General features: G+C 75.5%; 8 protein-coding genes and 1 tRNA gene. 3 read left to right on the top strand and 6 right to left on the bottom strand.

Annotated features, from left to right (window positions below; translation table 11 throughout):
* Window positions 1-54: 54 nt before the first annotated feature.
* On the bottom strand, window positions 55-1,269 hold the full coding sequence (locus P9841_RS02485; protein ID WP_283320540.1) for an AI-2E family transporter: 1,215 nt from the start codon (window positions 1,267-1,269) through the stop codon (window positions 55-57).
* Window positions 1,270-1,459: 190 nt separating this feature from the next.
* Here P9841_RS02485 and P9841_RS02480 point away from each other — a divergent pair.
* A tRNA-Leu gene (locus P9841_RS02480) sits at window positions 1,460-1,543 on the top strand.
* Between the two features lie 94 nt (window positions 1,544-1,637).
* Window positions 1,638-2,222, top strand: coding sequence for a hypothetical protein (locus tag P9841_RS02475; protein ID WP_283320539.1), 585 nt, complete (start codon window positions 1,638-1,640; stop codon window positions 2,220-2,222).
* Window positions 2,223-2,312: 90 nt separating this feature from the next.
* On the opposite strand, the gene P9841_RS02470 is transcribed toward P9841_RS02475, so the two are convergent.
* The 3 genes from P9841_RS02470 to P9841_RS02460 all read right to left on the bottom strand — a co-directional run bounded on the left by P9841_RS02470 (window position 2,313) and on the right by P9841_RS02460 (window position 7,657).
* Window positions 2,313-3,776, bottom strand: a complete 1,464-nt coding sequence (locus tag P9841_RS02470) for a GH1 family beta-glucosidase (RefSeq protein ID WP_283320538.1) — start codon at window positions 3,774-3,776, stop codon at window positions 2,313-2,315.
* Window positions 3,773-6,361, bottom strand: a complete 2,589-nt coding sequence (locus P9841_RS02465; protein ID WP_283320537.1) for a glycoside hydrolase family 2 protein — start codon at window positions 6,359-6,361, stop codon at window positions 3,773-3,775. The genes P9841_RS02470 and P9841_RS02465 overlap by 4 nt, the downstream gene beginning before the upstream one ends.
* Before the next feature lie 111 nt (window positions 6,362-6,472).
* Window positions 6,473-7,657: an ROK family transcriptional regulator gene (locus tag P9841_RS02460; RefSeq protein WP_283320536.1), complete on the bottom strand. Its 1,185-nt coding sequence runs from the start codon at window positions 7,655-7,657 to the stop codon at window positions 6,473-6,475.
* 105 nt (window positions 7,658-7,762) lie between these two features.
* On the opposite strand from P9841_RS02460, the gene P9841_RS02455 reads away from it, so the two are divergent.
* Entirely contained in the window at window positions 7,763-8,671 is a 909-nt protein-coding gene (locus tag P9841_RS02455; protein ID WP_283320535.1) for a LacI family DNA-binding transcriptional regulator, read from the top strand.
* Here the strand turns inward: P9841_RS02455 and P9841_RS02450 are convergent.
* Window positions 8,635-10,842: an alpha-galactosidase gene (locus P9841_RS02450; protein ID WP_283320534.1), complete on the bottom strand. Its 2,208-nt coding sequence runs from the start codon at window positions 10,840-10,842 to the stop codon at window positions 8,635-8,637. The two genes, P9841_RS02455 and P9841_RS02450, sit on opposite strands and share 37 nt — an antisense overlap.
* Window positions 10,839-12,947, bottom strand: coding sequence for a beta-galactosidase (locus tag P9841_RS02445; RefSeq protein ID WP_283320533.1), 2,109 nt, complete (start codon window positions 12,945-12,947; stop codon window positions 10,839-10,841). The genes P9841_RS02450 and P9841_RS02445 overlap by 4 nt, the downstream gene beginning before the upstream one ends.
* Between the last annotated feature and the right edge of the window lie 47 nt (window positions 12,948-12,994).

Genomic DNA, 12,994 nt, shown 5'->3' with positions numbered 1-12,994 from the left:
ACCCGCCGCAGGAGGGGCCGACCAGCCCGCGACGCGCGGCGACCGGCGCTCGCGTCAGGCCGGCGCCGTCCCGTCCTGGCCGTCGCCGTCGACCGGCTGCACGTCCTCGGTGGCGTCCTCCGCGTCCATCGGCGGGTCGAGCTGGTGGAACCGCGAGTAGATCGCCCACACCACCGACACCAGCGGCACGGCGATCACCGCGCCGAGGATCCCCGCGGTGAGCGTCCCGCCGGTGACCGCCAGCGCCACGACCACCGGGTGCAGCGAGACCTGCTTGCCCATGACGAGCGGCTGCAGGACGTGCCCCTCGAACTGCCCGATCAGCGCGATGCCGATGCCGACGACCGCCGCCTGCAGGGCGCCGTTCGCGGCGAGCGCGACGATCATCGCGACGACCATCGCCGCGGGCGCCCCGACGAGCGGGATGAACGCGCCGATGAGCACCAGCACGGCGAGCGGCGCGGCGAGCGGCACCCCGATGATCGACAGCAGCACGAAGGCCAGCACGCCGTCGGTGACCGCGATGATCACGGTCCCGCGGGTGTAGCCGGAGAACGTGTACCAGCCGGCGCCGCCCGCGGTCTTCCAGGACTCCCGCACCGTCGCGGGCAGTTGGTTGACGAACCACGTCCACATGTCCTGACCGCGCGCCAGGAAGAAGATCGCGCAGAACACGGCCAGCGCCATCGCGGTGAACACCTCGACCACCGACCCGGCGGACGCCGCCGCCTGGCTGGCGAGATCGCCGGCGTGCTGCTGGATCCACTCGCGGCCGGTGTCGATCCACTCCGCGATCTGCTCGTTGGTGATCGAGACCGGCAGCGGCCCGTTCTCCAAGAAGTCGACGATCTGGTCGATGCCGTCGCCGAACTGCTGGGACAGGTCCTGCCACTGGTTCGCCACGGAGTAGCCGACGTAGAACACCATGCCGGCGAGCACGAGGAACCCCGACAGCAGCCCGAGCGCGGTCGCCAGCGGCCGGGGCATGACGCGGCCGTAGAAGTCGACGAGCGGCCGAAGCACGGCGGTGAGGACGAACGCGATGAACACCGCGACGAACAGCAGCTGCACCTGCGCGGTGGCGTAGAACACGACCCCGATGCCGGCGAGGAGGACGAGCAGCCGCCACGTCACCCCGGCGGACGTCCGCAACCACCGCGGCACGCCGTCCCCGGGCTGCTGCCCGGCGCTCACCCGCCGCTGCCCGGCCACCCGCCGGGCGCCCGCGCCCGTGGAGGTGCCGGTCCGGGCGTTGCTCTGCTCCGCCATCGTGCGCGCGCCCCTTCCGGCCGTCGTGGCCCCGCGTCCGCCGTCCGGCCCGGCTCCGGGGCGCCACCGCCAGTGTGCCCCCACCTGCGGATGCGTGCCCGGCCGCCACTCCGTGCTATGTTTTCTGCCGCACCTGACGGGTCGTCGGGGCGCCGACGTGCGCACCGGTCCGACCCTCGGGAGACACCCTGTCCGGGTGGCGGAATGGCAGACGCGCTAGCTTGAGGTGCTAGTGCCCGTATAGGGCGTGGGGGTTCAAGTCCCCCTCCGGACACTCGTTGAGACAGCGACGACGAAGGCCCCGATCCCGCCAGATCGGGGCCTTCGTCGTGCGGCGGGCCCGTCGTCGATTCCGCCATGATGTGCGCATGACGCACCCATTCGTCCCACCGCCGGCCCCAGTGCTCAGCGGCGACGAGCAGGTCGTCGGTCTAGGCGACGCGACGGTTCGCGAGTTCTGGTCCTGGGCGATGTCGGACCTGCGGAGCAACACGCTCCGGGGAGTGCTCGCCGAGTTCATCGTCACGCGGGCGGTCGGATCGGGCTCAGTCCGTCGCGTGGAGTGGGATGCGTACGACGTCGTCACTCCGTCCGGCGTGCGGGTCGAAGTGAAGGCAGCCGCTTACCTGCAGGGTTGGTCCCAGCCCCGTCTGTCGCGGATCAGCTTCTCCGGGCTCAGCGCGAGAACGCTCGACGGCTCAGTGAACGCGTACGCGGGCGATCGGGACTACAACGCGGACGTGTACTGCTTCGCGGTCCACACGGCGACGAGCCATGAGTCCTTCGACGTGCTCGACACATCACAATGGCGCTTCTACGTAGCCACCCGCGCGGCGGTTGCGGGGACGGGTGCTCGGAGCCTGGGCCTGGCGGCCGTGGAGCGCATCGCAGAAGGTCCGTTGATGCTCGATGAACTCGCCTTCGCCATCGAGACCGCAGGCGCCAAGTGTTGAGCACGCCCGGGACGCGAGCACGGACGTCGAGGTCGAGTCGGTGGTCACCGAGGTGGGAGCGGCTCCACCGTGTGCGAAGCCGCTCCCACGTCACCGCAGCACCCCGCTGCGCATCACCTCCGCGTACCAGCCCGCGCTCGCCTTGGGCGTCCGCGCGAGGGTCGAGCGGTCGACGTGCACGATGCCGAACTTCTTGCTGTACCCGTACGCCCACTCGTAGTTGTCGAGCAGCGTCCACAGCAGGTACCCGCGCACGTCGGCGCCCTGCTCGACGGCCTGGTGCACGGCGGCGAGGTGGGAGCGCAGGTACGCGATCCGGTCGGGGTCCTGGACGACGCCGTCCACGACGTCGGTGTCGTCGTACGCGGCGCCGTTCTCGGTGATGACGAGGTGGGCGCCGGCCGGTCCGGTGACGTCGCGGTGCAGGGCGAGCAGGAGGTCCCGGAACGCGCCGGGGTGGTTCTCCCAGTCCATGGCGGTGCGGTCGGCCCGGGTGCGGACCCAGCGGGCGCCGCGCGCGGTGAGCCACGGGGACACCTCGGTGCGGGCGGACGCCCCGGAGGGGGAGACGGCGCCGGAGCCGTCGGGCGCCCCGACGACCCAGGAGTTGTAGTAGTTGACGCCCAGCACGTCGACGGGCGCGGAGATGGTCGCGAGGTCGCCGTCGTGCACCAGGTCGTCCGGCCACAGCCCGGCGACGTCGGACAGGAACCCCTCCGGGTAGGCGCCGTGGAAGACCGGGCCGGTGAAGACGCCGTGCTGGGCGTCGGCGACGCGGCGGGCGGTGTCGACGTCGGCGGGGTCGGACGGGTCGAGGGGGGAGTACCGGGAGAAGTTCAGCGTGAGGCCCAGCCGGGCGCCGGGGTCGGCGTCCCGCAGGGCCCGGGTGGCGAGGCCGTGCGCGAGGTTGAGGTGGTGCACGGCCCGCAGCGCGGCGACGTCGTCCTGGATGCCGGGCGCGTGCTGACCGCCGGCGTACCCGAGGAACGCGGAGCACCACGGCTCGTTGAGGGTGGTCCAGGTGCGGACCCGGTCACCGAGCGCGGCGTGCAGGTCGAGCGCGTACTCGGCGAACCGCTCGGCGGTCGACCGCTCCGCCCACCCGCCGCGCTCCTGGAGCGCCTGCGGCATGTCCCAGTGGTACAGCGTGGGCCACGGCTCGATGCCGGCGGCCAGCAGCTGGTCGACGAGGCGGTCGTAGAACGCGACGCCCTGCGGGTTGACCGGGCCGCCGTCGGGGCGGACGCGCGCCCACGACGTCGAGAACCGGTAGGTCCGGACGCCGAGGTCCTGCATGAGCCGCACGTCCTCGGCGCTGCGGTGGTAGTGGTCGCACGCGACCTCGCCGTCGTCGCCGTTCTCGACGGCACCGGGGACGCGGGCGAACGCGTCCCAGATGGAGTCGGTGCGGCCGTCGGAGTGGGCGGCACCCTCGATCTGGTACGCCGCGGTGGCGACGCCCCACGCGAAGCCGTCAGGGAACCGGCGCGGGCCGAGCGGGTCCGGCGCGGGCCACGGCGACGGCGGCAGGGCGGTAGCGGCGGCCCCGGTCACGCGCCCGCTCCCGTCGCGACCGCCACCGCGCCGGCCAGCGGCTCGCCCACGGGCTCGCCCAGCAGCTGCCCCGCGTGCCGCAGCACGCGCGGGTCGAGCACCGCCTCCGCCTCCAGCGGCACCCCGGCCGTGAGCGTGAACACGGCCTCCTCGCCCGGCAGCAGGCTGACCAGGGAGGCGTCGACGCGCGCGTCGGGGTGCGCCCGGTCGGCGAGCACGGTCACGTCGCGCACGTAGGAGCGGGCGCGGACGGTGACGACGGCCCCGTCGGGCGTGGTGCGGACGTCGGCCTCGAGCGCGTCCGGGTCGAGCGCCTGGTCGACCACCTCCGCCAGGTCGTGCACGACCCGCGCGAAGCCCGGGACGTCGACGGTGACGACCTCCCGCGCGGGGTCGTCGGACGTCAGGACGTCGCCCGGCACGGCGACCCGCGCGACGCCGCGCGCCGGCACGGTCACCGGGAGCGTGGCCCGCGCCACGACGTCGCCGTCCAGCCGCACCCGCTGCAGGACCGCCTCGCCGGCGTACGCCTCGTCGGTGTCGTTGTGGAGCACGAGCGCGTGCGTGACCTCGCCGCCGCCCGCGGCCTCGTACCGGTCCGCCGGGCCGGCGGCCAGCGAGCCCACGAGGGGCGCGGACAGCGGGTCCGCCGGCTGGACGGTCACGAAGCGCGGGGCGTACACGTCGCGCAGGGCGTACCAGAGCGGCTTGCGGCGCTCGCCGTGGTCGACGGCCGCCCAGGACACCACGGGCCAGTCGTCGTTGAGCTGCCACACGACCGTCCCGGTGCAGTACGGCGCGAGGGACCGGAAGTGCGCGATGCCGAACCGCAGGGCGTGCGCCTGGTTGAGCTGCGTCGCGAAGTGCCAGTCGTCGATGGTGCGCGGCTCGGGCAGGTGCCCGCGCAGGCCGCGTGCCAGCTTGAGGTTGCCGTTGTTCGCCTTCTGGTGGACCAGCAGCTCGGCGCCGTCGGGGTCGAGCGGGGCGTCGTGGACGACGTCGAACAGCGTGGTCCACGCCGCCGGCCCCTGGAACCCGAACTCGGCCACGAAGCGCGGCAGCCACTCGGTGTACGCGCGGTAGTCCTTCTCGTTCCAGACGTCCCAGACGTGCACGGTGCCGTCGGTCGGCAGGTTGGGGGACAGGTGCGCGTCGGAGGAGTAGGGGCTGCCGGGGATGTACGGCCGGGTCGGGTCGAGCTCGGCGAGGATCTCCGGGAACATCCGGCGGTAGTAGTCGTCGCCCCACGTGCGGCCCTGGAGCGTGCCGCGCCAGCCCCACTCGGCGTACCCGACCAGGTTCTCGTTGTTGCCGTTCCACAGCACGAGGCTGGTGTGCCGGCTCAGGCGGGTGACGGCCTCGCGGGCCTCGGCCTCGATCTCCTCGGCCAGCCAGGGCTCCTCGGCGTAGGCGGCGCAGGCCAGCAGGAAGTCCTGCCAGACGAGCACGCCCTCGCGGGTGCAGATCTCGTACAGGTCGTCCGCCTCGTACATGCCGCCGCCCCAGATGCGCAGCAGGTTCATGTTCGCCTCGACGGCGTCGGCGACGCGGCGCTCCAGGCGGTCCCGGTCGACGCGGGTGACGAACGCGTCGTCCGGGATCCAGTTGGCACCGCGCACGTGGACGGGCCGGTCGTTGACGAGGATCTCGAAGGGGTGGCCGTGGGCGTCGGCCTCGGTGCGCAGCCGGACGGTGCGGAACCCGAGCGCGTGGGTCCACCGCGGTCCGGGCTCGCCGGTGGCCTCGTCCAGGACGGCGACCTCGACGTCGTACAGCGGCTGCGCGCCGTGCCCGCGGGGCCACCACAGCTCGACGTCGGGGACGGCCACGGTGACGGCGCCGGACCCCCGGACCGCGGCCGTGGCGGTCGCGCGCACCCGGCCGTCGCGGGACACGGTGACCCGCACGGGGCGCGTGCGGGGGACGCCGTCGTCCACGAGGTCCACGTGCGCGGTGAGCAGCCCGGCGTCGCCGGCCACGTCCACGAGCGGGCGGACCGCGTCGATGCGGACGTCGCTCCAGCCCTCGACGGCGATCGACTGCCAGATGCCCGACGTCGCGACGTCGATGCCCCAGTCCCAGCCGAAGTTCGACGCCGTCTTGCGCAGCGCGTTGTACGGGTGGTGGTTGACGTGGAACAGCGGGCCGCCGTTCTCGCGCTCGCGACGCTCGGCGGCGGGGACGGGGGCGTCGAAGGTGACCTCGATGCGGTTCTCGCCCTCGACGAGCAGGTGGTCGACGCCCCAGCGGTAGGAGCGGTTCTGGTTCGCGGTCTGCCCGACGACGGTGCCGTTCAGCACCACGGTGGCGAGGGTGTCGAGCCCGAGGGCGACGAGGTCGTGGCGGTCCTCGCCGTCGGGCGCCCAGGTGAACGTGCGGGCGAAGCGCCAGACCGTGGAGCCGATCCACTGCTGGGCGGCCTCGTTGTCGGCGTCGAACGGCTCGTCGATCAGGCCGGCCGCGAGCAGGTCGAGGTGGACGCACCCGGGGACCGCGGCGGGGACGTCCCGCCCGAGCAGGTGCGGCGGGACCTCTCCCGACAGGGCCGTGACCGTCCAGGGGCCGTCGAGGCTGAGGGAGGGCATGCGGGGTCCTCTTTCGCTGAGCGGGGAGCCGCGTCGCTGCGGCCTCCTCCACTATCGCCGGACTTTGTTAGGCGAGTCAAGTAAGGCGGGGTGGGGCGTCGGCGCCACGGCTCAGCGCGGCGAGAGCGCCCGCTGCAGCACGAGGGACGCCGCCCCGACGGCCGCGGCGTCCGCGACCTGCCGGGACAGGGCCACCCGCACCGGGTGGCGGTCGGCGGCGAACGCCTCGTGGGCGAGGCGCTGCTCCAGGTGGCGCAGGTACACCGTCCCGGCCACCGCGAACGCCGGCCCGGCGAGCACCACCGAGTCCAGGTCGAGCAGGTCGGTGAGCGCGAGCACCGCGTCCGCGAGGTGCTCGGCGGACTCCTCGATGAGCTCGAGCGCGACCTCGTCGCCCTGCACGGCGGCCGTCGCCACGGCGTCGAAGTCGTTGTCCCAGTCGCCGCCCGGGTCCAGCCGGATGCGCGTCGCCGTGCCGGTGGCGACCAGCGCCCGCGCCCGCTCCGCGACCGACCGCGGCACGACGACGTCCTCGACGGCTCGGCCCCGCCACACGCTGCCGCGTCGCACGTTCAGGTGCCCGATGGCGCCGGTGTTGGAGCTCGCGCCCCGCAGCACGGCCCCGTCGAGCACGATGCCGGCGCCGACGCTGGCCCCCATGTGGATCGTGCAGTGGGCGCGGGAGTCGGCGCTGGTCCCGCCCCAGAACTGCCCGAGCGCGGCGGCGCTGGCGTCGTTGTCGACCACCACGGGCAGGCCGGTGAGCCGCTCCAGCTCGGCGCGCAGCGGGTGGCCGCCCCAGCCCGGCAGCGAGCGCGACCGCAGGATGAGGCCGCGGTCCACGTCGAGCAGCCCGGGCGTGGCCAGGCCGATCCCGACGATGCGGGCGGCGTCGACGCCCGTGGTGACGAGCAGCTCGCCGATGACGCGCGCCACCTGCTCCAGCACCTCGCCGGGCTCCCGGTCCCGGGCGCCGCGGACCCGCGCGCGGCCGATCATCGCGCCGACCGCGTCGACCACCGTCACCACGACCCAGTCGGCCGCGAGCTGGACGCCGAGCGCGCAGATCGCCCGCACCTCCAGGGTGAGCAGCACGCGCGGCTTGCCGCCCGTGAACTCGCGCTCGCCGGTCTCCCGCAGCAGCCCGTCGTCCAGCAGCGAGCGCACGACGTGCGAGATCGTCGCCTGCGTCAGCCCGGTGAGCTCGGCGAGCTCCGCCCGGCTGGCCGACCCGCGCAGCCGCAGCGCGTCGAGGACGGCCCCCCTGCTCGCGGGGTGCCCGCGGACCTGGCTCATGGGCTCCTCGGCTCCCTCGCGGCGGACGCGACGCGCGGCGCCGCTGACGCAGGCGATGATCGCACAGCGCCGCCGCCCGGACGGGCGACCGGCCATACTGCCCTCATGCAGCCCACCCGGACGCCGCCCGCCGCCGGCGTCGTCGTCGGCGCCGTGGTCCGGCGGACCCGCGGGCACCGCGGCCTCGCCCCGTTCCACACGGCGCTGTTCGACGGCATGGAGCACGTGCTCGCCGAGCACGGCGGCCACCTGCTGGTGCACCTGGTCGCGACCGCCGAGGAGGAGACCGCCACCTACGAGCGGTGGGCGGCGGCCGGGACCGTCTCGGCGGTGCTGGTCAGCGACCTGGTGACGGACGACCCCCGCATCGGGCTCTGCCGGGACCTCGGCCTGGCCGTGGTGCTGCTGGGCGAGCACGACCGCACGGACGTCACGCGCATCGACGTCGACAACGACGCCGCGATGGGCGCGGCCGTGGACTTCCTGGTCCGCCTGGGGCACACCCGCATCGGGCGGGTCTCCGGGCCTCCGGAGCTGTTCCACACCGCGATCCGCACGCGGGCGTTCGCGCGGCACGTGGCCGCGGCGGGCGCGCACGGGACGACCGTCGAGGGGGACTACAGCGCCGACTCCGGCGCGGCGGCCCTGCGCGCGCTGCTCACCGCGGACCCCGGCGTGACCGCCGTGATGTTCGACAACGACGTCATGGCGGTGGCCGCGCTCGACGCCGCCGCGGCGCTCGGCCGGCGCGTGCCGCAGGACCTGTCGCTGCTCGCGTGGGACGACTCGCCCGAGTGCCGGCTGGCGCACCCGCCGCTGTCCGTCGTGGCGCGCGACATCCGCGGGCTCGGGCTCCGGTCGGCCGAGGTGCTGCTGGCGCCGGAGCCGGTGCGGGTCGTCCAGGCCCGGGGGGTGCTCGTCGTCCCCCGCGGGTCGACGGCCCCGCCCGCCCCGCCGGTCCAGCCCGGCCAGTCCGGTCAGTCCGCCCGCGTCACCTCCAGCACCAGCGCCTGACCGGGCGCGAGCAGCGGCAGGCGCACCCCGGCGCCGGCCAGCGCCGCGCCGCCGAGGTGCACCTCGCCGCGGGCGAGCCACGGCGGGGGCTGGACGTCGAGCGCCGCCGGGACGGCGAGCTCCGGCACGGGACGCACCCGGTAGCGGCTCGCCGCGTCCAGGCCCGGCACCCGCAGCACCGTGGGCAGCGCGCGCGGTCCCGTCGTGGTGCGGGCCACCCGCACCACCGCCGCCGAGCCGTCCGGGGCGAGCACCTGCGTGACGTGCAGGCCCGGGTCGGGCTGCTCGGGGTGCCGCACCGCCCCGGTGTGGAGCAGCCCGCGCAGCCGCCGGTACGCCGCGATGCCGGACCGGAGCTGCTCGAGCTCGGCGGGGGAGCAGCCGGTGATGTCCCACTCGACGCCGGCCGAGCCGACGAGCGCGACGGCGATGCGCAGCCCCAGGTCGGAGACCCGTCGCGTGGTGTGCGCGCGCCCCGGCCCGACGTGCGACCCGATGAGCTCCGGCGGCACCAGCAGCTCGGTCCAGCGCTGGATCTCGAGGCGCTCGAGGGGGTCGTTGGTGTCGGACGCCCACACCCGGTCGGTGCGCTCGAGGATCCCCAGGTCGACGCGCGCGCCGCCGGACGCGCACGACTCCACCTCCAGGCCGGGGTGGCGCTCCCGCACGGCGTCGATCAGCGCGTACACCGCCTCGGTGTGCCGGACGACGCCCGCCCGCCCGTCGTGGACCGCCTCCAGCAGGTCGCGGTTCTGGTCCCACTTCAGGTAGCCGACCCCGGAGGCGGTGACCACCGCGGAGATCGCCTCCAGCAGGTAGGCGGCGACCTCCGGCCGCGCGACGTCCAGGACGTGCTGGTGCCGCCAGGTGCGCCCGGGCGCGCCCGCCGGGTGCAGCAGCCAGTCGGGGTGCGCGCGCGCCAGGTCGGAGTCCGGGTTGACCATCTCCGGCTCCACCCACAGGCCGAGCTCCATGCCGAGCCCGTGCACCACGCGCGCGAGCGGGGCGAGGCCGTCCGGCCACACCCCGGCGTCCGTCCACCAGTCGCCGAGCCCCCGGCGGTCGTCGCGCCGACCGTGGAACCAGCCGTCGTCCAGCACGAACCGCTCGACGCCCACCTCCGCGGCGACCTCCGCGAGCCGGGTCAGCGCCGGGAGGTCGTGCCGGAAGTAGACGGCCTCCCACGTGTTCAGCGTCACCGGCCGGTCCCCGCGCGGGTGGCCGGGCCGGGCCCGCAGCGAGGCGTGGAGCCGGTCGCCCAGGCCGTCGAGGCCGGTGTCCGACCACACGAACACGACGTCCGGCGTGCGGAGCCGCTCGCCGGGCGCGAGGCGCACCTCGCCCGGGCGCAGCAGCACCCCCGCGCCGAGGACGGTCGGCGCCTCGGGCAGCGCGTCCACGCGGTAGACGGCGTCGGCGCTCCACGCGAGGTGCACCGCCCACACCTCCCCGTGGCCCGAGCCGAAGCCCGGGGTGCCGGCCACCAGCAGGGTGGGGGCGTCGTGCCCCGTGCGGCCGCGCCGGGTCTCGCGCGCGTGGCTGCCCTGCGTGAGCGGGCGGCGCTGGGGGCTGCGCTCCCGCGTCCAGCGTCCCGCCAGGTCCAGCAGCTCCGCCGCCGCGTCGCCCACGGGCACCGTCGCCTCGAGCGCCGCGACGTCGACGGCCGTGGCGCCGGTGTTCTCCAGCTCGTGACGCACGCGCAGCACCCCCGCGGCGTCCAGGTGCAGGCGGGTGCGCAGCGCGAGGCCGTCGGCGGTGCCGGTCAGCTCGAGCACGCCGTCGCCGGCCACGACCTGCGTCGGGCCCCACGCCGGCAGGAGCAGCCGCCCGTCGCGCGAGCCCGCGAGGCCCGGGCGACCGGCCCACCCGTCGTGCTCGCCCGGCAGCACCGTCAACGGCCAGGGCTCGTCGAGGGCGCTCGACGAGACGGTGCGCCCGAGCGCCGCCCGGAGCTCCGCGCCGTCGCCGAGGTCGCCGAGGTCGGGGCCCCAGTGCAGCACCTCCGGCAGGCCCGTCGCGGGCACCGACAGGACGAGGTCGACGCCCGCGCGTCGCAGGCGGTGCAGGCGCGGTGCGGGGGGCACCGGGTCGTGCCGGGCGTCGTGCCGGTCGTCGTGCCGGTCGTCGCGCCCGTCGTCCTGCGCGGCGTCGTGGTGGGTCAGCGTGGTCACCGGGCACCCCTCGTGTCGTCGTCGGCCGCCGCCCCGGCCGTGGCGTGCGGCGCGGCGCCGGACTCGTCGACCACCGCGCAGCCGCCCGCGGGCAGCGTGAGCACGGGGCCGACCGCACGGCCGGTCACGAGGTCGGTCCCGGCGGCGACGACCTCGGCGTCGGCGTCCGTGTGGTTGAGCAGGAACAGCACGCCGCCACCGGGCGTGAGGCGGCGCACCGCCTCGACCCCCGGCGGCGCCTCCGCGGCGGGCCGCAGGTCGAGCCCGGCGACCACCTGGTCCAGCACCGCGGCGGCCGTGGCCTCGCCCAGCCGGGCGCCGACGTACCAGACGGTGCCCGCGCCGTGCCGGTGCCGGGTCACGGCGGCGCGCCCGGCTCCGTCGCCGTCGGCGTAGCGCAGGACGGGCTCGGCACCGGCCAGCACGGTGTCCTCCGTCCACTCGTGCACGGTGCTGCCGTCGTCCAGGTGCACCACCTCGTCGCGCTGCAGGGGCCGGAACTCCTCGGTCCAGACGCCGAGCCAGTCGCGGTACGCACCGGGGTAGCCGCCGGGGATCACGCGGGAGTCCCGGTCGACGATCCCCGACAGGTACGTGATGAGCGCCGTGCCGCCGTCCGCGACGTACCGCTCCAGGCGGGCGGCGCGCTCCGCGTCGGTGACGAAGAGGTTCGGCACCAGGACCAGCTCGTACCCGTCGAGCTCCGCGTCGGCGGGCAGCACGTCCACGAGCACCTGACGGTCCCACAGCAGGCCGTGCCACAGCCGGGGCTCGCGGGAGTAGCGCAGGGCACGGTGCGGCTTGAGGCCCTGCTGCAGCGCCCAGCCCGACTCGTCGTCGACCAGCAGCGCGACGCGGGCGGGCTCGACGGGCGACCCCGCCACGTGCGCGAGGCGCCGCAGCACCTGCCCGAGCTCGACGACCTCCCGCCAGACGCGGGTGCCCGTGCCGGCGTGCGGCAGCATCGCCGAGTGGAACTGCTCGGTCCCGGCGGTCGACGCGCGCCACTGGAAGAACAGGGCGCCGTCGGAGCCGCGGGCGACGTGCGCGAGCGCGTTGCGCAGGATCTCCCCGGGCGCCTTGGCCCGGTTGCGCTCCTGCCAGCTGGGCGCCCCGGTGGAGTGCTCCATGAGCAGCCACGGCGCGCGGTCGCGCGACATGCCGCGCACGCGGTCGCCGGCGAACGCCAGGTCCTGCGCGCGGCGCGGGTCCGCGACGAGCGTGTAGTGGTCGGTGGCCACGACGTCGACCTCGCGCGCCCAGGCCGCGTAGTCGACGACGTGCGGCCCGACGCCGACCATGAAGTTCGTGGTGACGGGCGCCTCGCTGCGCTCCCGCAGCACCGCGGCCTCGGCCCGGTAGTGGTCGAGCAGCTCGTCGGAGGAGAATCGCTCGTAGTCGAGGAACAGCCCGGGGTTCGGCACGTCCCGCTGGCCGCGCGGCGGCTCGATCTCCTCCCAGTCGCCGAACCGGTGGCCCCAGAACGCCGTGCCCCACGCGGCGTTGAGCGCGTCGAGGCTGCCGTGGCGCTGCCGGAGCCAGCGGCGGAACGCCGCCGCGGAGACGTCGCACCAGCAGCGCGCGTTGCCGCCGCCCAGCTCGTTGCTGACGTGCCAGAGCCGCACCGCCGGGTGCGAGCCGTAGCGGTCGGCCAGCGCCGTGGTCATCCGCAGCGCGTACTCGCGGAACACCCGGTTGCTCGGGCACCAGCCGAGGCGGCCGCCGGGGTGCAGCGGGACCAGGTGCGCGTCGACCGGCAGGAGCTCGGGGTGCCGGCGCAGGAGCCAGCTCGGGGGAGCGGCGGTGGGCGTCGCCAGGTCGACCGCGATCCCGGCGTCGTGCAGCAGGCCGAGCACCTCGTCGAGCCAGTCCCAGTCGTACTCGCCCTCGCGCGGCTCCAGCAGCCCCCACGAGAAGACGCCGACGGTGACGATCGTGACGCCGGCCTCCTGCATGAGGCGGACGTCCTCGCGCCAGACGTCGGGCGTCCACTGCTCGGGGTTGTAGTCGCCGCCGAACGCGAGCCCCGCGCTCAGGACGGGTCGGACGGGCCGGGCGTGGGCTCCGGCGGGCGCAGCGGGCGCGGCGTGCGAGGACGCGGTCACAGCATCTCCCTCGATGTCGGTGGACGGCCAGACTCCAAGGCGGGGAC

The sequence above is a fragment of the Cellulomonas sp. ES6 genome (genome assembly GCF_030053835.1).
Taxonomy (GTDB): domain Bacteria; phylum Actinomycetota; class Actinomycetes; order Actinomycetales; family Cellulomonadaceae; genus Cellulomonas.
The sequence above is the reverse complement of the archived record's forward strand: the minus strand, read 5'-3'. Positions and strand labels throughout refer to the sequence as shown.